The following is a 24,961-nucleotide window of genomic DNA, read 5'->3' as shown; positions in this document are numbered from 1 at the left end:
GAGATCAGTATAGCTTGATTAGTTTTTTATTTATGAAAAAGGGTAATTATAAGGGGAGTGAAAAAATATATAAGGGGAATCGATCATGAAACTGACACCAGAGCAACGAATCGAACTGCATGGCTTTAATAATTTGACGAAGTCGTTAAGTTTTAATATGTATGATATATGCTATACGAAAACAAGGGAAGAAAGAGAGGCTTACCTGGACTATATCGACGAGCAGTACAATGCAGAAAGACTTTCGAAAATTTTGCATAACGTAGCGGATTTAATCGGGGCACATGTACTGAATACGGCCAAGCAGGATTATGTTCCCCAAGGGGCCAGTGTAACGATCCTTGTTTCAGAAGGTCCTGTCGTCGAGGTGCCTACCGGTACTTACGAGGAATCACCAGGTCCATTACCGGATAATGTGGTCATGCAGCTCGACAAAAGCCACATTACCGTTCATACATACCCCGAGTTTCATCCAAATGAAGGTATTAGCACCTTCAGGGCTGATATCGATGTTTCGACCTGTGGGGAGATATCTCCTCTTAAAGCTCTTAACTACCTTATCCATTCCTTCGATACCGACATCATCACGATTGATTATCGGGTAAGAGGGTTCACGAGGGATAAAGACGGTCAAAAATTGTTCATTGATCATGATATCAATTCAATTCAAAACTATATTCCTGAAGAAGTGAAGGGACTATATGACATGATTGATGTGAATGTATACCAGGAGAATATATTCCATACAAAATGTAAGCTGAAAAGGTTCGATATCAATAATTATTTATTCGGGTATACGGAGGAAAAACTAAATTCAGGGGAGCGGCAGGAAATAATAGAAAGGCTCCAAACCGAAATGGATGAAATTTTTTATGGAGCCAATGTTCCCCATCCAAAAGGGAAAAAACACATTTAAGGAAATTGATATAGTAGCATGGGCAAACTCGATGATATCGAGTTTGCCCACTGTCTTTTTTTGTCTTGAAATTAGTGCGTTCTTTACACTACTGTTGATTTTATTCACGATGTAAACAAAATACATAATATCCCATCAGTGGAACGAGCTTTTCTTTATCATTCCAGAAATTATTCCTTCTTGTCGGCTTTTTTCGCTTTTTTTGAAAGATACTCTTCAACCTCCAGTCTCGAAGAATACATGACATCGAATTAAAAAATCGTCATGGTTTCCTGTGGGAGATTTTGTGTTAGTTCAAAAATTGAGTACATCTCCTGAGGGTATTGAGTGTATACCATTTTTCAAAGCATCATCCCAAAATATCAAATTGTATAACCGACTGCTGGAGTAAACTCAGATGAGCACCAATAGATCCAATATGGTTTACTCTACCTCATTACCATTACTGCTTTTATTTTTCTACTGTTCAGGAAAAAATCTTTGCAAGCAAAACTGGACCTCACAATTGAGGTCCAGTTCATGTAAGTCATCAACTTTTTTAAGCTGATATTTAGCTGTATATGCCTATTTTAATGAAGTTTCCCGTTTAGTTCCTGCTAATTCAAATGAAAAACGTGAATCAATGCAAATCCTAGGACCGATAATACAATGGAACCTATCAGACCGGCCGCGAATGGTTTTCCGCCATATTGCTTAAAGGTCAAGAGGTCTATGTTCAACCCTAACCCCGCCATCGACATGGCCATGAGGATATAAGAAAGCGATACGAGCATTTCCGCTACAGAAGCAGGAACGTATCCCGAGCTATTAAGGGCGCTCATTAATAAAAATCCCACTATGAACCACGGTATTTGAATCGATTTAAAGGAAGACTTGCTTTCATTCGTTGATCGCTCCTTCCAATTCATTAAAAAGCCAATTAGAAGTGCAACAGGGATGAGCAAGGCAACTCTCGTTAACTTGACCATGACCGCTAAGTCCACGGCCTCATTACCTCCTGGTGCTGCTGCCGCGATGACGTGAGCAATTTCATGTAGCGTAGCTCCAGCAAATATACCATATCCAGGATCGGATAATCCGAGGAACGAATAAAGGATCGTGTAACCGAAAGTGAAGGTTGTGCCTAAAACAGCTACTGTCGCAACGGCAATGGCTGTGTCCTTTTCTTTAGCTTTAATTTGCGTGGAAATGGCCAAAATGGCAGCGGCACCACAAATTCCGGTTCCGCAAGCTGTCAAAATGCCCAGTTTTTTATCTACTTTAAAAAGACGGGTCAAGCCATATACTACTAATATAGCAAATACAAGGCTTATGGCGCCCACCGCAAATGTGCGGGGCCCGGCAAAAAATATATCCTTAAGGTTCAGGCGCATCCCTAACAGGATAATGCCCATCCGCAATAGTACTTTGCTTGAAAAATTTGTACCCACGATTGAGTGTGTGGGTACACCGATAATTGATTTCCATGCAACGCCTATGAGTATCGCAATCACTAACTGACCCATTATATGAAGGAATGGAAGCTCTGCCAAGTATTTTGCCGCAATAGCAATTAACAAGGTCAAGCCGATTCCTATTGTAAATCCAAGTTTTTTTGTTTTTACTTTTGCTTGCTCCACGGTGATCACTCCATCTATGTTGATATCTCCACTTTAAAGCGAAAATAATAATAAGTGAAATATATTTTTGCTATTTCAATGATCAGCTCTACTTATGATAGAATAAACGATAAGTACATAAGGGGGAAATCATGGATCCTTTAAGAGTATTCGTAACTGTAATCGAGCAGAAAAACTTTTCCAGAGCTGGGGAAATCCTGAACCTGTCCCAGCCAGGTGTAAGTCTTCATATAAGGAATTTGGAAAATGAGTTAGGAACGAAATTGATATATCGATCTCCGAAACAAGTCCAAATAACGGAACCTGGAAAAATTTTATATCGTCATGCAAAGCAAATGCTAAATCATTATGAGACTGCCATTAGGGAAATTAATGATTTCAATAATGTGGTTAGCGGCACCCTGAAAATCGGTGCCAGTTTTACAATCGGGGAATATTATCTTCCAAAGGTTTTGGCGGAATATGCTGCCCAATTTCCGCTGGTGGATTTACAAATCATCATTTCCAATTCAAATGAAGTCATTCAAGGGATACGATCAAATCAGCTCGATATAGGTTTGATTGAAGGGGAAACGGAATATAAGGATATCGAAGTCCACCCATTCATGAAGGATGAGATGATCATCGTCGTTCCTCCCGTGCATCCTCTTTCCCAAATGGATATCATTGAGGGTTACATGCTGCAGGATCAAACTTGGGTGCTTAGGGAGCAAGGATCAGGCACCCGCACATATTCAGACAAACTTCTCGGCAGCTTGGAGCTAAACGTCACGAGAAGCTTTATTTTCACCAGTATCCAGGGGGTGAAAGAAGCGGTCATGGCAGGGCTGGGGATTGCCTTATTATCCCGATTGACTGTCCAGAAGGAATTGAAATCCAATGAATTGAAAACCTTTCATTTGAAAAGTGAACCCATTATCAGGCCATTTTCAATTGTAAAAAAGTTAGATTTCGAAGCATCGAAAGCATTGGAGCTTTTTTTGAAGAAGGTCGAAAAATATTCGTTAAACGGATAACTGCAAAATGAAATTACTGCCATTTATGTCCGCTCCTTTTCACGAACGAAGGGGTAGGGCATTTTTTTTGACGGATTTTTCTCCATTCTTATGAAAGCGTCGAAAATATTTTGGAATAGACCGCCTGAAGGACGATATTTACGTATTTTCACATCATGACAAACATATAAATTAAATAGCAGTGTCCCTCCACTGCTCAGACGCTATCTGGCTTTTCTTGATTTTATTATCTTAAAAGGAGCAATTACAGTGGCTAAAGAGGAACAGGCAGAAAAACGGATTTCTGTTTTCGACAGGATTATAGGTTTCATGCCAAAATTATATGTGATTGGCACTATCCTGATTTTTGTTTATACACTTGTAGCGATGGGCCATTTAGCATTTGAATCTTGGGCGAAGCCAGAGGAAGCAACCATCCCAGTCCATCCCCAAATCCCTCCCGATTCAGTGGGATTTGAACATACATTGATAACATTAATCATCGAACCGATCGTCACATCTGAATTTTACCAAATCATTTTTAATACCCTATTTCTGTACCTCGTCTGGATTTTGCTTTTTCTATTGGCACCAATCGCTTTTTACCGATTAAAGCACTTTAAATTTTTTAATATAGAATTTGAAATTGAAAAACAAGATGCAGCCGTATTTGAGGTATTCAGCGTGAGTAGCTCGAAAATGAAATTTGCCGCATATTTGACATCCGAGGAATATCAATTGGAGATATCGGAGGAAATTGCCAACAGCAAGGAATTCATGACTCCTTTGATCTACACTTTGGACAGTGCGGTAGACTTTTATTCCAATCAATTAGATCTTACCTTTACCTATGATATCTATACGTTGAATCAGTTCAAGAAAGCAAAGCTGCCCAAGTCGATCAAAGCGATGCTTGATATGTCGATCGAAACAGGTGATGCCTGCATCACGAATAAAAGTAACAGTGATAGCGAATATTACAAAAACTTCCTCCTTCATTTTTTTGAAAACATGGATGGTAAATTCGTCACTGTCTTAAACAGTTATCAAACCGAATTCGATACCTTCGATAAATCCTTAATTAAAATACTCCATAACGTCATTTATGATTATTACTTGCAGTATCATTACATTTTTGATGTAAATGATCGGAAAGATAAGTGACCGAATATTCCCCGTAAGTAAAATAACCACCCTATAAGTGGTTATTTTTTTTTGCAAGGTGATTATTTATAATATTTTGGACAATCACATTGTTGCCGATGAGCTCAGACGATCTCCTTACATGCTGCTCCCGAAAATCCATGTTTTTTATTTTCTTAGACTTTTTCCCCTTTTTGAAATTGTTGAAGGCATTTAAAAAAGCTATCTGAATCACTCCCCTTATAGATTAGTATATTCATATTATGGATAAAATTTCATGAAACAGCCTAATTTTAAAGAAAAAATCAAAGATTTTTTAAGATTAGGCTTCATAATTAGTTATATAGACTTGGTAAGGGAATTTTGATAAATCTTGCTTTTTTTCATTAGAAATAAAGAAATCCACTTAAAAATAATGTATAGTATTAATGAAGGTTCGAACAAACATTCGTTTCTTGGGGGCAACACAACTTCTTAGCGGAACAGGAGAGAGAAATTGAACGGTACAGCACACATGGCACTAGGTGCAACAGTTGGATACTTAACGGCAAATTCATTACAAACGGATCCGACCACCACGTTATTCTTGGTTGGGATCGGGGGCATTTCTGGCCTCATGCCAGACATGGATATCGATGGGAAGTTAAGCAATAGGATTACGTTTTCACACAAGTTCATACGGACCCTGGCTCAAACGATTGGAATTGTAATGATCATTTATAGCATTTTGGAGGGTTTTGAGAAGGAAAAGTGGATCGGTGCAGGGGCAGGAATTGGAATAATCGTTATTTCCTCATTCATAACACAAAGGCATATGCTGACCCTGAGCGGATTAGGGATATTGGGCATTGGCATGTCTTTACAGGAAGACTGGTTATGGCTGCTGGGTCTTTATATGATTCTAGCATCGTTTACGCCTCATAGAAGTTATACCCATTCCATTGCTGGCATTGTTTTCTTCGGTATCATTGCCTTTCAGTTCGAGGCAGCGATGGGCATTGACGGGATTTTCACTACATGTCTATTCGGATATATCAGTCATTTAATCGCCGATATGAAATTTTTGCCGTTCAATAAACGGGGAGTAAAGTTATTTTTGCCCTTCTACTCTAAGGAGTTTTAACAGTGGTTGAATCAACCACTGTTTTTTTAGATTCACTGGCTAAAGAGGGGGTAGATGAGAATATAGGTAAAATCCGACTTTTTTTTCGTTTTTTTTTGGTCATTCTACCTAATTCTACTAAATGTAACATAAATGTAAAGAACCTGTGATGCGAATGATATGCATTTTCTAGTATATTAGGTTTAGCAAATCACATCAGGGGGTAAAATAATTTGTTCAAGAAAATTGTCGTCGGATTGTCATTAGCTATCATGCTTGGGTCAGCAACCTTTACAGGGAGCCAAGCCGAAGCTGCATCATATCATACAAAAGCGATTAAAGTGGCCAAAAGTGAATTAGGTACAAAATATAAAATGGGCGGCATTTCGTCATCAGGTTTTGATTGCTCCGGTCTAGTGAAATATTCCTACCAAAAGGCTGGCAAGACTTTACCGAGGACTGCTGCTGAAATATATAAAAAAGGCAAGTCAGTTAAAACGTTGCAAAAAGGGGACTTAATGTTCTTTGCACCAAATAAAGCTAAAAAGCCTACACATGTGGCTATTTACATAGGTGACAATCAATTCATACACTCTGCATCCTCTAAGGGAGTGTCATATGCCAAAACCAATAATACATATTGGAAGCCGATGTTCATCGGGGCAAAACGCATATAAATAGAAGCCATGCATTTTCCCTATACAAAAGCATGAGACTTGATGAAGTCTCTTTTTTTGTTCGGCTAATTTTCCAAGCGGGTGGGCTAAAGGAAGAAAAGCTAAAATCCTCTAAAAAGAGGGAGGTTGCAATGCACCTCTCCTTGATCCATTAGCTTCATCTATTTGGATTAGTCTCTTTAAATCATCCTCATTTATATAGCTGGCTTTAATCCTTGCCTTACCAATCGATTCATTCTTTCCTAGTCACTTTCTGCATGTGAACTCCGAAATTAAACGTAATCCAATCTGCATTCTTCATCAATGCAAAAATATAAGTGGCGATATAGATAATCGTTTCGTGAATGGCTTCATCGTCCATTGCCGCTTCTTCTTTCGTATAATCCAAAATCATTCCATCAAGTTTTTCATTCGTTTCCAATTCCATCCACTCGAAATATTCTCCGCATGGTAAGTCCCTTACAACGCTTCCGACAGTGCTGCATCCGTTAATGAATTGGAAGAGAAAAGCGAAATTAGCTGTTTTTTTTCATACCAGTCTTCTTTAAACAATAGCGGTTTTCCATGTTTTCATAGAACACTACTATTATTATCACTAATGATAAATGTGAAAAAAATATTTATTATATGCAAAACACAAAGTGACTTATGGAAATACGCCTACAAGAGGTGGTGTTCCGTTAAGTGGTTACATAATCGATGTTCATGGTGTACCTTCAATCAATTTTTAAAAAGTTACAAAGGAAAAAACTGTTCTAAAATTCAACTCATTATGACTTATTCACTTTTTTAATACAAAGAAATATGACTGACCGGGAAATTGAATCTTCATATCCATTACACCAAGCACTGTAACATCGTCAACTTTCCGAAACACATCAATGATACCTTTTTGATCGTAAACCATCGCTGCACTTATTTTACCTCGATATTGAATCTGTCGCAGCCTTGCCCTGCTTTTTTTTGTTTTTAAAATGGGACGAAAAATTCCCATGACAATTGTAATGAATTTTTCCATAGCTTATGTTTAGTGGCATGAGCCCAGGATTACCAGAAAACAATTCTCCATTTTTCTTTTGGAATACAAGTGGCTGGACATGCTCATCGTTAATGAACTCTTTGCCGTACCAATTCGAAGCAGTCAATATTCCTTCCATAGGATGTCGCGTTCTAAGTTCTTCTCCTTTCCATAGTCCTCTCATTTCGCCGGAGCCGACAGTCTCCATACGGTCAAAGAATTCAAACGCTTCAGTCTGTGAAATACCCCTTAGTAAAAAGTCCTTGTCATACATACTATTTCCCTCCATATTAGCTGCGCCCATCAAAGAATTGTAGCTTCGATGTTTATTTGCCGCAACTCTTTTCATTGATTATAGCTTCCACCTTAATGTAACAGGCTATAACAACATAATGTATATGCAAATCCATTAGGGTACTCATTTTCAATCATGCTCTTTTGTTGACTGTGTCACCGGTAAAACTGGCTAACATATGTAGGTTATTAGGCGTACTGTGGGGGTAATAAAGAGAAATGGCGCTGATTCTTCTAGAAAAGAGGCCGAATCATTTGACTCTATATTCATCATTTTATATGCTAGGCAAACCATTAAGGATATCCAAAATGCCCACTGTGATGAAAATACGTGATGATGTGATAAATATTTCAAGACAAAATGATTGAAAGTCAAAGAAGGTCAATGTATAATAAATTCAGAAGGTCAAAGAAGGTCAAAGAATTTAAGCAACAAATTTAAAGGAGGGGTACTACATGCTTTGTGAAAAATGCAATGTAAACCAAGCTAATATCCAAGTCCATCTAAATATGAATGGTCAGGAGCATGATGTAAAACTGTGCTCCACTTGTTATAAAGAAGAACGAAATAAACTGGGAGCAGCAATGGGGGGAATCGATACTGGTAAATTTCAGTTCAATGGTTCTCATCATTCATTGAATCCATTTAATTATAACGAAGCACCTCAACCAGATTCCGAAAAGCAGACTGAAGAAGGCGGACTGCTTGAGGAGTATGGAAGTAATTTGACCGATGCAGCAAAAGCGGGTCTGATCGATCCGGTAATCGGCAGGGATGAAGAAATAAAACGTGTGATAGAAGTTCTGAATAGGCGTAATAAAAATAATCCAGTTCTCATAGGTGAACCTGGTGTAGGTAAAACGGCCATTGCCGAAGGATTGGCTCTTGCTATTACCGAAGGAGCTGTACCTGCTAAATTGCGCAACAAATTGGTCTATATGCTAGACGTTGCTTCTCTAGTGAGCAATACCGGGATTCGGGGCCAATTCGAGGAGCGGATGAAACAGCTGATAAGTGAATTACAAACAAGGAAAAATATCATCTTATTCATTGATGAGATTCACCAAATCGTCGGGGCAGGTTCAGCAGAAGGATCCATGGATGCCGGAAATATTTTGAAACCTGCACTAGCCAGGGGTGAATTGCAACTTGTCGGCGCTACTACATTGTCCGAATATCGAAAAATCGAAAAAGACGGAGCACTTGAACGACGTTTTCAACCTGTACAAGTTGATGAGCCGTCAATGGAAGAAGCGCTTGTGATTTTAAAAGGATTAAAGAACAGCTATGAAGCGTATCATGGTGTAACCTATAGTGAGGAATCACTGAAAGCGGCAGTCGAGCTGTCCAGCCGCTACATTCAAGATCGTTTTCTGCCAGACAAGGCTATTGACTTGATGGATGAAGCAGGTTCCAAGTTGAACCTGACGATTGAAGATGGACAAGAAACGGATATGAAAGAGCGTCTTGCCCAAATCTATAAAGAAAAAGAATGGGCTCTAAAAGAAGAAGCGTACGAAAAAGCGGCAACATTGCGTGATGAAGAAGAAAAACTTGAGAAATTGTTGCAATCAGGAAGCAACCCAGTAAAACCAATCGTTACCATTGAAAACATTCAAAGCATCATTGAACAAAAAACCGGGATACCGGTTGGAAAATTACAGGAAAACGAGCAAGAGAGGATGGTTCACCTTCAAGCGAAATTGATGAGTAAAGTCATCGGTCAGGAAGAAGCCGTCACGAAGGTTGCGAAGGCCGTCCGCAGAAGCCGTGCAGGACTGAGGTCTAAAAATCGTCCAACAGGTTCCTTCCTTTTCGTAGGACCAACGGGTGTCGGAAAAACGGAATTGGCCAAAACACTTGCTGCCGAATTGTTTGGAGACAAGGAAGCGATGATCCGTCTTGATATGAGTGAGTTCATGGAAAAACATAGTGTCTCCAAGTTAATTGGCTCCCCGCCTGGATATATTGGACATGAAGAAGCGGGTCAATTAACTGAAAAGGTTCGCCGCAAACCATACAGTATCATCTTATTGGATGAAATTGAAAAGGCACATCCGGATGTTATGCACATGTTCCTGCAAATTTTGGAAGATGGCCGATTAACCGACAGTCAAGGTCGTACTGTTACATTTAAAGACACGGTCATCATCATGACAAGTAACGCCGGTGTAGGAGAAAGGCAAAAGGTCATGGGATTTGGCACAAGTGCAGCTGTAGAAGGCATCCTCCAATCATTGGGCAGCTTCTTCAAGCCGGAATTCTTGAATAGGTTCGATAGCATTATCGAATTTTCGGCATTGAAGAAGGAAGACCTTCTTCAAATTGTAAATATCATGCTTGAGGAACTCGACGAAACACTGGCTAGACAAGAGATTTCCCTAATCGTAACGGAGGAAGCAAAACAAAAACTAATTGAATTGGGTTATCATCCTACTTTCGGTGCAAGACCGCTCCGCAGAGTTCTGCAGGAACAGCTTGAAGACGGAATCACGGACTACATTTTTGAACAGCCTGACGTGAAGAAGTTCAGTGCAATTGTTGAAAACGATCATGTGAAAATTATTAATACACCATAAATTGTACTAGAAATGCCTCCAAGACCGTAAAACTGTTATGGAGGCATTTTTTTTTAGAATTATCTTATTGATCCCGAGATGTGGAAATAGTTTTAACCATCATTAAATAACAAGATTGAAATTCCGGATATTTTCCTAATCCCGAGTTTATAGCTTCAAGTCAAGGGAAAATCTTAGTGTAGGGAAGCAAAATATCCCTATTCAGTGTTACAAGATAAATAGTAAACGAATTCCTATTTTCTATTGGGAATGTCAATGGGGGAATGTCATATTAAAGATTCATTATATTTTGAAGAAGAGAATATCAATAATCGAAAAGCGGCTGGTGAAGAAGCGGAAGAGGTTTCAGCTTCCCTTCCTGCAGCAAATATTCAGCCACTAAATCCAGATGAATTGGATCGCCTTCATTACTTCGACGGAAAAGACTTGGGCAATTCCTACCGCAAAGATAAAACGGCATTCAGGTTATGGGCACCTATATCATCCCAAGCGAAACTTGTCACATATAAACAATGGAATGATACAGAGGGGTTTGAAATCGAGATGGATCGTTCCGAAAAGGGGACCTGGACCGCTGAATTAATCGGAGATCACGATGGTTTGATTTATACATATAAAGTGAAGATAGGAGAGGAATGGAGCGAAGCGGTTGATCCTTATGTACGAGCAGTCACGGTCAATGGGGATAGAGGAGTCGTGGTTGATCTGGCTGATACGAACCCCAAAAAATGGACACGTAATAAACCTCCGTTTGGAAAAGCGGAGGACGTCATCATCTATGAATTACATACAAGAGACCTATCGATTCATCCGGAGAGCGGGATTAAACAGAAGGGAAAATTCCTGGGAGTAATTGAAGAGGGGACAAAGGGTCCTAACGGTGTGAAGACAGGGCTTGACCATATAAAGGACTTAGGAGTGACCCATGTGCAATTCATTCCGATATTTGATTTTGCCACCGTCAATGAAACGAAATTAAAAGAACCGCAATATAATTGGGGTTATGATCCGAAAAACTATAACGCACCAGAAGGGTCATATTCGACAGACCCGTATCAACCGAAGTTGAGGATCAGGGAGTTGAAGGAAATGATCCAGACGCTTCATGATCATGGTTTGCGTGTTATCATGGATGTCGTTTACAATCACGTATACTCAGTGGCTGATTCGAACTTCAATAAGCTTGTGCCCAACTATTTTTTTCGTTATAACGCCGACGGTACTATATCAAATGGCACTGGTGTAGGGAATGACACCGCTTCTGAGCATAAAATGATGCGTAAATTCATCGTTGAATCAATCATTTACTGGGCTAAAGAATATAACCTCGATGGCTTCCGTTTTGATTTAATGGGAATTCATGATGTGGAAACGATGAATGAAGTTAAAAAAGCGCTTGTCGAAATTGATCCCACGATCATCTTATTAGGTGAAGGCTGGGATATGAATACCCCATTGCCACAAGAGCAGAAGGCGAATCAAAAGAACGCATGGAAAATGCCAGGTGTCGCCCATTTCAATGATGCAATCAGGGACGGGTTAAAAGGTTTCGTCATGAACGAACATGATAAAGGATTTATCAATGGCAAACAAGGGATGGAAGATATCATAAGAAAAAGCATCGCTGGCGGTTTGCACTATGATGAGCACATTGCAACCTATCAATCACCCGATCAGGTCATCAATTATGTTGAAGCGCATGATAACTACACCCTATGGGATAAACTTAACATCACCAATTCAGAAGCCACCGAAACCGAGCGCAAACAGATGCATAAACTAGCTTCTGCCATCGTCCTGCTGTCACAGGGAATTCCGATGCTCCATGCGGGACAGGAATTTATGCGTTCAAAGGATGGTGATGAAAATAGCTATCAATCATCTGACTGGATAAACCGTTTGGATTGGAAAAGAAGGGCTGATTTCAATCACGAAGTCGAATATATGAAAGGCCTAATTTCAATCCGGAAGCATTTTCGTGCATTTAGAATGAGCACACCCGAAGAAATCGAGCAGCATTTACAGTTCATCGATGCCCCGCCTAATGTGGTTGCATTCACTCTATTTACGGAGGATTCAAGATTGGCGGTCATCCATAACGCAAATTGGCAGTCGGTATGCCTGACACTTCCGCAGCAAGGTGAATGGTCCGTTTTAGCGAATGGGCAGCTGGCTGGCCTTGAAGAGATAGAAAGATTCAAAGGGGTACAAATATCCGTGCCCCCATTATCTTCATATGTATTATTAAAAATATCATGAATCAAAATATTATGCCTGAATTAATTTGTTGAAATGACTTTCATGTAATAAAATAGGAATATCTTTATGGAACAAGGGGTGTCTATATGAATTTAAAAATGATGACCATGACCTTCGGAATCTGTTCTACATTATTTCTTTCCGCTTGTGCTAATGAAGACAAAAATGTTTCCGAAAAAAAGGAAATAAATCATGAAGGACATTCTGAACATGAAGCATCAGGTGATGTTCAAGAAGCAACCGATAGTAAGGAAATAGCGCCAGGCTTCTTATCTGGAAAACCGGACGATATGAAGACGATTTATTTAGCGGTTGCCCAAAATAAAGATCTATTGGAAAAAATCCCTTGTTATTGCGGTTGCGGCGAATCAGCTGGTCATAAAAACAACTATGATTGCTTTATCCATGAAAATAAAGAAAATGGTGAAGTGATTTGGGATGATCATGGGACCAAATGTGGTGTTTGTTTGGAAATAGCGGCACAATCGATATTGGACTGGAATGACGGCATGAACATTAAACAAATCAGGCATAAAATTGACGAAAAATATAAAAGGGGATATGCGAAACCGACTCCAACCCCTCAAGTGTAAATCTGGAAATGTAAAGGGGAAAATGGCTTAATTTCTAATGTAATTCGAAATTAAGCCATTTTTCATTTCAACTGAAGTACGGTTTCTTTGACAATGGTAATAAATCCTGAACACGTTAGGGAATACTTTCACTATATAATAAATGTAAGGGAGATATTTCATTGACATTAATACGCCTTGGTTATGTAGCGATGAGTAATCATGTCCCAAACTGTTCACCGTCCCAGACGATGACTTATGCCCAGTTTTCAAAAATAAAGGACAGAGAGGCAGCCATAAGGAAACTCGAACGCATTTCCATTTCCAACCTTCATAATTGTTGGCGTTTACTGATTCATAACGAAGCCAATCGCATCCAGTTTTTTAGACTTTCATCTAAGCTGATTCCATTAGCCAATCATCCAGAAATCCAAGATTGGGATTATATCGAGCCAATCTCGGGCGAACTAACTAAAATAAGAGCTTTCCTATCCAAGCATCCAAAGATGAGGATAGATTTTCACCCCGATCATTTTGTCATTTTGAATAGTTCCAACATCGAAATTTTGAAGACATCATTAAAAACCTTGAAAATACATCATACTTTATTGAGCCATATGGGGTTGGATCCCGAGCATCGCTGTGTTTTGCATGTGGGCGGAGGTTACGGGGAACATGAACAGGCTTTAGAACAGTTCATCCATAATTGGGGCTTGATACCTGAATCCCTTCAAAGCATGGTCATCCTTGAAAACGACGATACCACCTATACTTTGTCGGAAACACTTTACTTATGTGAAAAACTAGGAATTCCCATGGTGTTTGATTATCACCACTATCTTGCTCATCACTTACCAGGTGAGAACTGGACTGAACATTGGGAGCGAATCATTAATAGCTGGAAAAATTCTAAACTTCCTCCCAAGATGCATATTTCAAGTCCAAGGTCGGATAAGGAATTTAGGGCACATGCTGAGTACGTTGATGCGTCTTCATTCATGGAGTTTTTGCAGCGGATTAAAGGAACGATTCCTCAGCTGGATTGCATGATCGAAGCAAAGAAAAAGGATGAGGCACTTTTCCAATTGATGGAACAACTGAAAGCATACGAAGAAATTGAAATCATTGATGAGGCCAGTTTCTATATCCATTAATTGACCTAAAGATAAAAATCGATAAAGAGGGGATGGGTAATAATCTCTTTATCTGATGTTTTTAGTTTACATAATGATATTATTGTTAATTATAACGTACACTGGAAAGGATAATTCTTATTTAAATTTCAGGAAAGTTTCATTTGAATATTAGCAGGATTATTCTACACTTATGTATACTGTTTTATCATATAACTGGCATTTTTTTGCGCCTTTAGGGCTGTAATGAACTAAAAATATTGTTCTCATTGAGGTCAGTTCAGAATGAAAGGAGGTAAAATGTCTCAAATTCGGTTGCGGAAACCGCATGATATAGGTATAATTACCCTTAGGAAGCGCTTTCAAATTATACTCTTTCGGGTGATAGCATGTATCTTATTGATTCTAATGAAACCAAGAAAAAGCTGACTATTCTTTACAATGAAGTGTGCAAAGGACTATTTGGGGCAGGCACAACTTTGTTGAAAATTGAAATTGAGGATCAATTCATTACTTTTCGTACGAAACATAGACGGACACCGCAATCACTTGCTCTGGAATGTGAAGTTCCAGCACTAAAACGGGAAGTGGACTTTCAGATGTCCCAAATATTCAAGAAAAGAATCAAGGAATTATTGGAGCAGGAATTTACTGTACAGATAGAAGTGATACTGCGTGATTACGATTATGTAAGCCAATGGTCCATGACAGAAGTCATTCTGGCGGAGAATTAATAAAAAAAATATGATTTGTCGCTACTCTTTTGATTGATTCTTAAGAGATGAGACGTATATGGTAAAGATGAGTAGCCATTTACTTTGTTTACGAAGTAAGGAGCGCTTGTTAGAAAGGCTTTGACTTTCTATACAAGCACTCCTTACTTTTTTATATTTCCCTGCTTCATTAAGGGATTTCAAAGAAAAAAGGAGGAATTATTTTGAAGCCGGTTTATCTTCTTGGGTTGATTCCATTTATCGGAATACTTGTTGGTAGCGTTTTTGCTAGCAAAGTGAATGTGATTGTATTAGGAATGCCATTCTTAATGTTTTGGCATACTCTTTGGCTGGTTATCTCCTCAGGAATCATGCTTATTATCTACAAATTGGATCCGATCAATAAGGAGGAAAATGAATGAATAGCGCACTGCTGATTATTACCCTCTTCTTGCTGGTTGCTTTATTAGTCGCGATTCGTGCAAAAAAAGGGAGAAAAATGAGTTTAGAACAATGGACAGTGGGTGGGCGTGGCTTTGGTACCCTTTTCGTTTTTTTATTACTGGCTGGGGAGAACTACACGACCTTTACTTTTTTAGGAGCTAGTGGTTATACGTATGGCAAAGGAGCACCTGCTTTTTATATTTTAGGGTATGGGTGCCTCGCATTCATTATGTCTTACTGGATGTTGCCGGCAGTCTGGAAATACGCCAAAAAGCATAAGCTGCTTTCCTTTTCCGATTTCTTTGCAAGTAAGTACAAAAGTCCTTCACTGGGGATAGTAGTTTCCATCGTGGCTGTCTTGGGCTTGAACTCTTTATTGATGATTCAATTAAAAGGTTTGGGGATCATAGTTTCTGAGACCTCTTATGGCTTGATTTCGCCTAACTTGGCAATGTGGATCGGTGTTCTTGCCATGATTGTATATGTGAGCATTTCTGGCATCCATGGCTCTGCCAGTATTGCAGCGATTAAAGACGTTATTATTTTAGGGATAGCCATCTTTTTAGGGATTTACCTGCCAATCCACTTTTACGGAGGATTTGAAACCATGTTCCAGGCAATTGATGCAGCAAGACCGGGGTTTCTTACTCTCCCTGCAAAAGAACAAAGTATATCCTGGTATTTGTCCACGATTTTGGTGGTGGGTCTTGGTTATTGGATGTACCCTCACTCTTTCCAAGCAACATATTCTGCTAAGAGTGCCAAATCATTGCGTAAAAATGCGATTATCATGCCGTTATATCAAATTTTGATTGTATTAATCTTCTTTGTTGGTTTTGCGGCAATTCTGCAAGTGCCTGACTTGGAAGGAACGGATGCCGATCTTGCTTTGCTTCGTGTCGTGAAGGAAACGTTTAATCCCTGGTTTGTTGGGATCGTCGGTGGTACAGGCTTACTGACAGCTTTAGTTCCTGGTTCTATGATCTTGTTAAATGCTTCTACGTTACTAGCTAAAAACGTTTATCAAGTCGTTGCGCCTGCTGCTACGGAGACACAGGTTACTACAGTCGCCAAAAGTTTGGTACCTGTCTTTGCATTGATGTCCCTTTACTTCGTCTTCCAAGGAGGTAATTTTATCGTGGAGCTGAGTATTTTCGCTTCGTCTATTTTGACCCAGTTGTTCCCGGCATTCATCTTTAGCTTAATGAAAAAACCATTTGTAACAAAACAGGGGGCTTTTGCAGGTATTATCTCCGGAGCTATATTCCTGGCTTATTTCACCATCACCAAAACAAAGCTAGGGATGATTTTCCCGGATTGGCCATCACTCATCACGGACATCAACATTGGATTCATCGCACTGATATTGAATGCATTCGTTCTAGTTATGGTTAGTTTGATTACACGAAGAGAAGTGGAAACTTCAAATGTAACGAGCGACTAGCTACAAAGACTGGACAAGCTTGCAAATGGATTCACCCATTAAGTTCATATAAAGCCCGCGTAAAGAAGCATAGTTCATGGGGGAGGTAGCGGGTATTTAAGAAAGACTTTGGATACGAATATAACTTTTCCTTTGTTCGTACTCATCTCCTATCCGTAGGCCACGGGATTGGGGACAGTAATAGTACTATCCCATTTGGAAAATGAAACAGGGAATGAAAGGGGACATCAGGCATGAGTAAAGAAAATTTACCTCGGATTACCATCCTTGCTGTTGGGGGAACGATTGCCGGAAAAGGTGCAAACGCCACTCAAACCACACAGTATCAGGCGGGTGTTCTTTCAGTAGAAGCGTTAATAACAGCAGTTCCACAGGTTCATGATTTAGCAGAGGTAAGTGGGTACCAGATTGCCAACATACCTAGTTTCGCTATAACAGATCAGCTTTGGCTTCTGTTAGCAAGAAAGGTAAATGAGTTATTAGCACAATCCAATTGCGATGGAGTGGTGATTACACATGGTACGGACACATTGGAAGAGACGGCATATTTTCTTCATTTAACCGTAAAAAGTGATAAGCCGGTCGTAATGGTGGGGGCGATGAGACCTGCAACAGCACTTGGTGCAGATGGTCCGCTTAATTTATTCAATGGTGTTGCATTAGCCGCAAGTGAAGCGGCACGAGGTCATGGTGTTTTAATCTCTTTAAACGGCAGGATTGGTTCTGCGCGTGAAACAGGTAAGCGTCATACCGTTGCCATTGACGCATTTGGTCCACCTGAAGCTGGATTGTTGGGGGACATGGTGGATGGCACGCCGCATTTTTATTATAAAAGTATGCGAAAGCATACAGTAAAGTCCGAGTTCGGCATATCTGATTTGCGTCAATTGCCTCGTGTTGATATTGTATTTGGGCATAGTCAGGACACGCGGGATCTTGTCGATGCTGCCGTTGCTGCAGGAGCAGAGGGGATTGTGCACGCAGGCACAGGCAATGGGGGAATTTTCCCCCTGACTCGTCAAGGATTACAAGATGCTAACAAACGGGGTGTTATGGTGGTGAGCACGTCTCGGATTGGTAATGGCTTTGTAACGCCAAAACCGGTTGATCTGGAAAGTCATTTTGTCGCGTCTGATAATCTAACACCGCAAAAGGCAAGAATTTTACTTCAGCTTGGATTAACTCAAACACATCAAGCAACAGAGATCCGGCGAATGTTTCAAATATACTAGTAATGGATTGCGCAGCCCAGAAGTGATAAACGGTTGGAGTTTTAGATAAGCTGCGTGGGATATCAACATACAAGAAATAATATGTAATAGATTAGATTAATATTATCAGCTCAATATACAGGAAGTGGTGATTTTATGAAAAATGAAATTAGTTATAAAGATATAAAAGAGAAATATGAGCCGTATCTTCAACGTGTTTATAAACATCTTCATCAATATCCCGAATTAAGTACAGAAGAATATGAAACACAGAGATTCATTGAAAATGAACTGCAAAAGCTACACATTCCATACAGGAAAATGGCAAACACAGGTCTCTGTGCCGAAATTCATGGTGAACAACCGGGAAAAACCATCCTGCTGCGTTCGGACATTGATGCTTTACCAATTACTGAACAGACAAACCTGGAATATGCCTCCAAAAATGAGGGAGCTATGCATGCATGTGGCCATGATGCACATATCACGGTTGGCTTAGGTGTAGGGGCTTTCTTGCAAGAGAGGAAAGGCGATTTAAAAGGAACGGTAAAAATAATGTTTCAACCATCAGAGGAAGTTCATCCCGGAGGAGCAGTTCGCATGATTGAGGAAGGAGTTCTGGAAAACCCAAAAGTGGATGCAGCGATTTGTGTTCATACAAACCCTTATTTACTACCAGGTCAATTCGAAGTAAAAGACGGCTATATGCTCGCAAGCAGTGACCGGATATATATTTCCTTGATTGGAAAGGGCGGTCATGCAGCAGCTCCGCACCAAAGTGTTGATGCTATAGCGATGGCCGGTCAATTCATCTCAAGCATTCAAAACATTGTTGCAAGGCAGGTATCACCCCTAGATAAAGCCGTCGTAACGATTGGGGAAATAAAAGGTGGGTACACATCAAATGCCATTGCCGATCGAGTGGATTTGGCAGGCACTGTAAGAACGATCGATAACGGGACACAAGATGCCATTGAAGCAAAAATTGAAGCACTGTTGCATTCAATAACGAATTTTTGGGGCGGAACATACACATATGAATTCGAAAGAGGCTATCCTGCCACTCGGAATGACAGAAACATGACTCAGTTGGCGAAAGAGGCTGCTTTAACCAGCATTGGAAAAGACAGCATGATTGAATTGGAAAATCCTTATATGAGCGGTGATGATTTTGTCTACTTATCCCAATCTGTTCCTTCTGTTTTTATCTATTGGGGGACAGGAACGGTGGACAAAGAGTGTTTTCCATGGCATCATCCGAAGTTCCATGTAAATTTGACCGCTTTAAATTATGGTGTAGCCCTTACAACACAACTTATTCTAAGTTACTTAAATGAGGAATCAAGCTGACCTATCAACGTGACTAAGCCATTAAGGAATGACAAATGGAGGGAAATTGAGATTATGAATCGGTAATTGTCAGGAATCGAGCTGACTTTACATTCATGTGCTCTTATTTAAAGAACCTTTCAAAATGAACATTTTGACCAGATAGATGCTGTAATTCCAAGGTAATATAGTTCTTCCTCTATAGTTTCCGAGCACTGGAATTGTTCCATGCTATAACCTCCATAAACCCTTTGCCACAGCCATGTTTTTTGCATGCATTACGAAATCGTGATTTGCATGTCTGTATAGTAGCAACCGTTGTGACTGGTAAATTCGTCCCAATTCACCAACCCTACTGGCGGGAAAAATTCATTCATCACGCACATGGACCATTATGGTTGAATTTCGTAGAAACCAGTCCGTGATCGGAGTAATAAGCCATGACTCCCTTTCCCTCCAGCAGGGCTGCCAACGATCTTTTAGTAATTTTATAGAGTGGCTCAGCACTGAAACCGTCAAAATCAATTCCTTTCCTGAGGTAGTATCAGGGAAATACCGATTTACAGCGTTTTAGTAATTACCCTAGTCAAAAGCCTGATTTCTCAGCATTAAAGGGAGAAATCAGGCATTTCACTCGAGAAAATCGACCTTGATATGACATGCCCGACTTTATCTATTTGCTTTCAAACTGCTTTTCTGTTTCAATTTTCACTTCAGGAATATATATGTCAATATTGATTGTTTCTTATTTGTTGCCAAGTTGTTCAGCCAAACCGATTAGAAGTCCTTCGACTCCACGAATGTAACATAGCCGATATGATTCCTCGTATTGAACGACTTCGCCAACGAGCTGTGCACCAAACTTAGTGAGTCTGGATACCATTTCGTCAATGTCTTCAACGGTGAACATGACGCGTAGATAACCAAGGGCGTTTACAGGAGCAGTCCGGTGATCTGATATAGTAGGCGGGGTGAGAAATCGCGAGAGTTCAAGTCGACTGTGACCATCTGGGGTAACCATCATGGCGATCTCTACACACTGAGAACCCAATCCGGTTACGCGGCCAGCCCACTCACCTTCGACAGTGGCTCGCCCTTCAAGGTTCAAGCCAATCTCCTCGAAGAAAGAAATTGCGTCATCAAGGGATTCTACAGCGATGCCGACATTGTCCATTCTTAGTAATTTGTTGTTCTCCATAGTTTCATCTCCTTATATGTAAAAATTTATTATTTACTAGTTCTATTTTTTTAAAACCTCTTCCAAAAAAACTTGTCACAGTTCATGATAACAGAAAAACATTTCATGAACCTTAACTTTGGATATTCACGAGCCTAAATTATTTTTCTATAAAACAACTTCGACTTTCTCGCAAAATATTCCTGCCCTATACTCCATTGAATGCTCATTAAATGGAATTTCGTTCTTTTCCTATAGCTTTCTATAAAATGAAGATACAGATACATTGGTGATTTTACAAATGTAATTTACTGTCATACTTACTTGATGATGTAGCTTGACTGTCCATGTCTGAATGTTTTTATATCGACCTTTCAATTTCGCTGATTTCTTAGCCAATTCAGTCTCTTCACAACCATTTCAAGCTAAGAAAAAGATGTTCCAGAAGAAGCAAAAGATTTAGTTCCATCCTTTATTAGATGCTGCCAAAATAAATGGACGACGTGATTATCTTTCATAGTCCATTCATTCGTAAGTATACCCTCCCAATATATTTAACCTCAATCCTTCAAAGTTAATGACGAGAGATTCATTCTTTAGCAAATATACGAAATTCATACATTTTTTATAATGAAGCCAACCTCGATTATATGGAAGGGTCCAAAACGGTTGCCATCTATATTCGTAGCTTTAATGAAAGAGTTGTTAATAAACATACCTATTGCTTTGGATATGTATGGTTTTTAAGATTGGTAACATATAGGTGGTTGGGACATCAGTCGATGATCGACAAAGCTGATAATTCCCTGCGGTATGGTTCAGCCTAAATTCGGTTTTTCCCATCCCATTGGTGTGAAAGACAATTAAATGGAAATAGTGGAAATTTTTATTTTTTCTGATGAAAATTTATAGAATAGACAAAATGACGAGCTCCATATTTAGCGTTTAAAGGTGTTGTTTGAAAAAACTAGAGTCATTGGTCGTGAACGATATAAAATCGCATATCGAAGCTTTAAATGACGTTAAAGGAGTTTGCTAGAATCAGTAAGATTTACGGTCAAAATTGTTAGATTATTCCGAATGTAACAAAGGACCTCTATTGATACATTCAAAACCCTGTTAAATCAACGTTTATAAGTAGCTCATCTATTAAAAAAACTTGCCTTTTTTTCTGCAATTCACGTACAATGAAGGAAGGAGAAAGGGGAATGGAATACTCATGCAGTCAGCCTCTCAAAAAATTAAGAATGTCCAGCCGATTCGCCGTCTGGATCATATAGATAAAATGAAAAAATCTCTATTGAAGTATTGCAGTTATAGGGACTATATGATGTTTTCAATTGGAATTAATATTGGTTTGCGTATAGGCGATCTCTTACAGTTGCGTGTGAGAGATATTCTTGAGGGAACGCATATCGTCATCGTCGAGCAAAAGACAGAGAAAATTAAACGGTTTCTTGTCAATCCTCAGCTTCGAAAAGAAGTAAGGAAGTATGTGCGGAAAATGAACCTGAAAAATGAACAATATTTGTTTCCGAGCCGAAAAGGGGATGGCCCGATCACAAGGGTCCAGGCATACCGGGTATTGAACAAGGCAGCAGATATGGCGGATATTCCGGATGTAGGTACACATACTCTCCGAAAAACCTTCGGCTATTTGCATTATCAAAAATTTAAGGATATCGCTTTACTGCAGCAAATCCTCAATCACTCCAATCCAAAGGATACGATGATATACATAGGACTCACCCAGGATTTAATGGACGAAACGCTGATGGATTTCTATTTTTAAGGAAGATTTACGTGTTTTTTCCGTGGTACCATTTTTCCAATAGCAGGACTAAACCGTTTGCAAACCACATTTCAATATAATTGGATTGTAAAAGAAGGAGGATGTCGCTGCTGTGAAGATTGGAAGAGGGCCGAAAACAAGAGGATTTCCTCAAATCTAGCCATTTTGTATTCACAAAGTGGCTAATTGATCAATATATTGTTTACATAATATTATTATGGTTAAATAATTTCACTGCATTATCTATTAAACAAATTCATACGAGGGAAGTGAGGATATCCTTCACAATAAAAAGTGAAATCTTAGCCTTATTCCTTCAATGGCTTGTCGGCTATGAGAGTCCAGGCTGTTGAGAATTCTTTTTGGGTTATACTATCCTTCAATAAATGGAGCCTTTGCTGCCAGTCTTAATATTGATGGTTTGAACAATTACAATTATTGTAAGAGGATTGATTGAATTTGATCCCCTTTCAGACTAAATTCCATTTCCCAATATGATTGATTAATAGTGAAGTTGTTGATGAATTGTATCCAATATTTTAAATTTTCTGTATTGTAATCGCTTTATTTAGTTGATATAGTTAAAATTGTATCCAATAGATGGAAGGTGGAAGTTGAATTGGATAAGGTCAATTCCAATAAAGATAAATCAACGATCGTTCAAAATGTAACGAAAAATCTTAGAAAGGCGATTTTAAATGGAACCTTAAAAAAGGGAGATCGACTGATCCAAGAGGAATGGGCTGATCGCTTGAAAGTAAGCAGAATGCCCATTCGTGAAGCCCTGACACAGCTGCAAATGGAAGGGTTGGTCGAAATGGTTCCGCATAAAGGGGCTATCGTCACACCTATAACGAGGGAAGATATTGAGGAGATTTACCATACCCGGTCACTACTTGAAGGACTAGCCGCCGAAAAATCGCTGCCCTTTTTAACGGGAGAGGATAAGGAAATATTAAAAGGGATTCTGCTCGAAATGGAAAAACTTCAATTAACCGATGTTACTAATGAGCATTACATTCATCTGAATGCGGCGTTCCATGAAACGCTTCGAAAAGGCTGCCCTTGGCCAAGGGTTCAAAAAATGGTCGAAACGTTAGGAATATCACCCATTGCCCCCAATTTGTTGATTGATTATTATCCGCAAACCCAAAAGGAGCACAGGATGATCTACGAAGCTGCACTCAGGGGCGATCCTGCAGAGCTGCGGGCAGCGGTGGAATATCACATTTTACGGACAAAGAATAACCTAATCGCTTATATGGAGCTGTTGAATACAAAAAAATAACGATAAAAGGAGTGTCCAATGTGTATGATTTTGCAATTGTTGGCGGGGGAATTGTAGGTTTATCAACAGGTATGGCCCTATATCAGCGATACCCTCATGCCAAAGTGGTGATCATTGAAAAAGAGGCGGTTGTTGCAGATCATCAAACAGGACATAATAGCGGTGTCATCCATTCCGGAATTTATTATAAGCCTGGCAGTTTCAAGGCAAAGTTTGCCCGCCAAGGAAGCCGCTCCATGACGGAATTCTGCAAAACACATGGAATTGAACATGATATTTGCGGCAAAGTGATTGTTGCGACGAAGCAAGAAGAGATGCCTCTTCTAGATGATTTATACATCCGCGGTTTACAAAATGAGCTGACGATACAGAAAATCGATGTAGGTGAGTTAAGGGAAATCGAACCGCACGTAAATGGACTCGGTGCGATACGTGTGCCCCAGGCAGGCATCGTCAACTATCGTCAGGTAAGTGAAAAAATGGCGGACATCATCCTGGATAGCGGAGGTGAAATCATGCTGAATACTAAGGTCGAAAAGATTGCCGAGGAAATTGATGAGGTCACCATCGAAACGAGCAATAAAACCATGAAGGCAAGGATGGTCATTAATTGTGCAGGCTTGCACAGTGATCGAATAGCTGCAGCAGCAGGATATAAAACCGACATGAAAATCGTTCCTTTCCGAGGTGAATATTTCAAGCTCATACCTGAAAAACGCTATCTCGTCAAGCACTTGATCTATCCTGTTCCTAATCCTAAATTCCCGTTTTTAGGCGTGCATTTTACGCGGATGATCAGCGGGGAAGTTGATGCAGGACCTAATGCCGTACTCAGTTTTAAACGGGAGGGATATAAAAAAACCGACTTCAATGCGAAGGATTTAACTGAAGTATTACGTTATAAAGGTTTTTGGAAATTGGCCAGTAAATTCATGAAGGAAGGGATGGATGAATATGTCCGTTCTTTCAGTAAAAAACAGTTCACGAAAAGCCTGCAGGAATTGATACCGGATATTACAGAGGACGATTTAGTCCCTGCACCCGCTGGAGTCAGGGCTCAAGCGTTACAGGATGACGGTAATATGGTCGATGACTTTCACATCATCATGGGAAAACGTACGGTTCATGTATGCAATGCCCCTTCTCCAGCTGCCACGGCCTCGATTGAAATTGGAAAAGAGGTTGTTAGCCGTATTCCGGAACAATCGCATTTAACGGAAGCAATATTATCAAAATAAATACCTATATGGAGAGG

General features: G+C 39.7%; 22 protein-coding genes and 1 pseudogene. 17 read left to right on the top strand and 6 right to left on the bottom strand.

All coding sequences use genetic code 11. The annotated features are described in order from the left end of the window. The first annotated feature begins 85 nt into the window (after positions 1-85). On the top strand, positions 86-916 hold the full coding sequence (gene speD / locus ABE28_RS11915; RefSeq protein ID WP_064465004.1) for an adenosylmethionine decarboxylase: 831 nt from the start codon (positions 86-88) through the stop codon (positions 914-916). Positions 917-1,512: 596 nt separating this feature from the next. Here the strand turns inward: speD and ABE28_RS11910 are convergent. Then, the gene (locus ABE28_RS11910; RefSeq protein ID WP_064465006.1) at positions 1,513-2,535 is read right to left on the bottom strand and encodes a YeiH family protein; all 1,023 of its coding nucleotides are present in this window, start codon (positions 2,533-2,535) and stop codon (positions 1,513-1,515) included. A 131-nt stretch (positions 2,536-2,666) separates the two neighbouring features. On the opposite strand from ABE28_RS11910, the gene ABE28_RS11905 reads away from it, so the two are divergent. From ABE28_RS11905 to ABE28_RS11885, 4 genes are all read left to right on the top strand, one after another. Beyond that, positions 2,667-3,551, top strand: coding sequence for a selenium metabolism-associated LysR family transcriptional regulator (locus ABE28_RS11905; protein ID WP_064465008.1), 885 nt, complete (start codon positions 2,667-2,669; stop codon positions 3,549-3,551). Between the two features lie 249 nt (positions 3,552-3,800). Beyond that, positions 3,801-4,694, top strand: coding sequence for a hypothetical protein (locus tag ABE28_RS11900; protein WP_064465010.1), 894 nt, complete (start codon positions 3,801-3,803; stop codon positions 4,692-4,694). 475 nt (positions 4,695-5,169) lie between these two features. Continuing rightward, entirely contained in the window at positions 5,170-5,796 is a 627-nt protein-coding gene (locus ABE28_RS11890; protein ID WP_064465012.1) for a metal-dependent hydrolase, read from the top strand. 212 nt (positions 5,797-6,008) lie between these two features. Beyond that, positions 6,009-6,452 (top strand): C40 family peptidase, encoded by a 444-nt coding sequence (locus ABE28_RS11885; protein WP_306807335.1) that lies wholly within the window; start codon positions 6,009-6,011, stop codon positions 6,450-6,452. A gap of 232 nt (positions 6,453-6,684) precedes the next feature. Here the strand turns inward: ABE28_RS11885 and ABE28_RS11880 are convergent, their stop codons facing one another. From ABE28_RS11880 to ABE28_RS11875, 3 genes are all read right to left on the bottom strand, one after another. Next, positions 6,685-6,945, bottom strand: coding sequence for a DUF4825 domain-containing protein (locus ABE28_RS11880; protein WP_083232059.1), 261 nt, complete (start codon positions 6,943-6,945; stop codon positions 6,685-6,687). A gap of 288 nt (positions 6,946-7,233) precedes the next feature. Next, entirely contained in the window at positions 7,234-7,359 is a 126-nt protein-coding gene (locus ABE28_RS25725; RefSeq protein WP_257390781.1) for a DUF4334 domain-containing protein, read from the bottom strand. 13 nt (positions 7,360-7,372) lie between these two features. Beyond that, positions 7,373-7,819 (bottom strand): GXWXG domain-containing protein, encoded by a 447-nt coding sequence (locus ABE28_RS11875; RefSeq protein ID WP_257390780.1) that lies wholly within the window; start codon positions 7,817-7,819, stop codon positions 7,373-7,375. Between the two features lie 401 nt (positions 7,820-8,220). Here ABE28_RS11875 and ABE28_RS11870 point away from each other — a divergent pair, with 401 nt between their 5' ends. The 9 genes and pseudogenes from ABE28_RS11870 (at position 8,221) to ABE28_RS11830 (ending at position 19,470) form a co-directional block, all read left to right on the top strand. Then, a complete protein-coding gene (locus tag ABE28_RS11870) occupies positions 8,221-10,344 on the top strand; it encodes an ATP-dependent Clp protease ATP-binding subunit (RefSeq protein ID WP_064465016.1) in 2,124 nt (707 codons plus the stop codon). Positions 10,345-10,722: 378 nt separating this feature from the next. Beyond that, positions 10,723-12,603 (top strand): annotated as a pseudogene (gene pulA, locus ABE28_RS11865) (type I pullulanase); the annotation flags it as partial. Between the two features lie 86 nt (positions 12,604-12,689). Next, positions 12,690-13,196, top strand: a complete 507-nt coding sequence (locus tag ABE28_RS11860) for a PCYCGC motif-containing (lipo)protein (RefSeq protein ID WP_083232057.1) — start codon at positions 12,690-12,692, stop codon at positions 13,194-13,196. 161 nt (positions 13,197-13,357) lie between these two features. Further along, positions 13,358-14,329 carry a UV DNA damage repair endonuclease UvsE gene (gene uvsE / locus ABE28_RS11855; protein ID WP_064465020.1) on the top strand — a complete coding sequence of 324 codons (972 nt, stop codon included), beginning with the start codon at positions 13,358-13,360 and terminating at the stop codon, positions 14,327-14,329. A 368-nt stretch (positions 14,330-14,697) separates the two neighbouring features. Then, positions 14,698-15,042 (top strand): hypothetical protein, encoded by a 345-nt coding sequence (locus ABE28_RS11850; RefSeq protein ID WP_064465021.1) that lies wholly within the window; start codon positions 14,698-14,700, stop codon positions 15,040-15,042. 203 nt (positions 15,043-15,245) lie between these two features. Then, positions 15,246-15,443 carry a DUF3311 domain-containing protein gene (locus ABE28_RS11845; protein ID WP_064465022.1) on the top strand — a complete coding sequence of 66 codons (198 nt, stop codon included), beginning with the start codon at positions 15,246-15,248 and terminating at the stop codon, positions 15,441-15,443. Then, complete coding sequence (locus tag ABE28_RS11840; protein ID WP_064465023.1) at positions 15,440-16,909, top strand: sodium:solute symporter family protein; 1,470 nt, start codon at positions 15,440-15,442, stop codon at positions 16,907-16,909. Before ABE28_RS11845 ends, ABE28_RS11840 begins: the two co-directional genes overlap by 4 nt. Positions 16,910-17,142: 233 nt before the next feature. Next, positions 17,143-18,141, top strand: coding sequence for an asparaginase (locus ABE28_RS11835; protein WP_064465024.1), 999 nt, complete (start codon positions 17,143-17,145; stop codon positions 18,139-18,141). A gap of 135 nt (positions 18,142-18,276) precedes the next feature. After that, a complete protein-coding gene (locus tag ABE28_RS11830) occupies positions 18,277-19,470 on the top strand; it encodes a M20 metallopeptidase family protein (RefSeq protein ID WP_083232056.1) in 1,194 nt (397 codons plus the stop codon). Positions 19,471-20,194: 724 nt separating this feature from the next. On the opposite strand, the gene ABE28_RS11825 is transcribed toward ABE28_RS11830, so the two are convergent. Together ABE28_RS11825 and ABE28_RS26090 are read right to left on the bottom strand one after the other, a co-directional pair. Then, positions 20,195-20,647: a VOC family protein gene (locus tag ABE28_RS11825; RefSeq protein WP_064465025.1), complete on the bottom strand. Its 453-nt coding sequence runs from the start codon at positions 20,645-20,647 to the stop codon at positions 20,195-20,197. A gap of 231 nt (positions 20,648-20,878) precedes the next feature. After that, positions 20,879-21,004, bottom strand: coding sequence for a helix-turn-helix domain-containing protein (locus ABE28_RS26090; protein WP_373921343.1), 126 nt, complete (start codon positions 21,002-21,004; stop codon positions 20,879-20,881). A gap of 841 nt (positions 21,005-21,845) precedes the next feature. Here ABE28_RS26090 and ABE28_RS11820 point away from each other — a divergent pair. The 3 genes from ABE28_RS11820 (at position 21,846) to lhgO (ending at position 24,944) form a co-directional block, all read left to right on the top strand. After that, positions 21,846-22,418, top strand: a complete 573-nt coding sequence (locus ABE28_RS11820) for a site-specific integrase (protein WP_064465026.1) — start codon at positions 21,846-21,848, stop codon at positions 22,416-22,418. A gap of 619 nt (positions 22,419-23,037) precedes the next feature. Continuing rightward, complete coding sequence (locus ABE28_RS11810; protein ID WP_064465028.1) at positions 23,038-23,706, top strand: GntR family transcriptional regulator; 669 nt, start codon at positions 23,038-23,040, stop codon at positions 23,704-23,706. 20 nt (positions 23,707-23,726) lie between these two features. Then, complete coding sequence (gene lhgO / locus ABE28_RS11805) at positions 23,727-24,944, top strand: L-2-hydroxyglutarate oxidase (RefSeq protein ID WP_064465029.1); 1,218 nt, start codon at positions 23,727-23,729, stop codon at positions 24,942-24,944. The last annotated feature ends 17 nt before the right edge of the window (positions 24,945-24,961 follow it).

This window comes from Peribacillus muralis (assembly GCF_001645685.2).
GTDB classification, from domain to species: Bacteria; Bacillota; Bacilli; order Bacillales; family DSM-1321; genus Peribacillus; species Peribacillus muralis_A.
The sequence above is the reverse complement of the archived record's forward strand: the minus strand, read 5'-3'. Positions and strand labels throughout refer to the sequence as shown.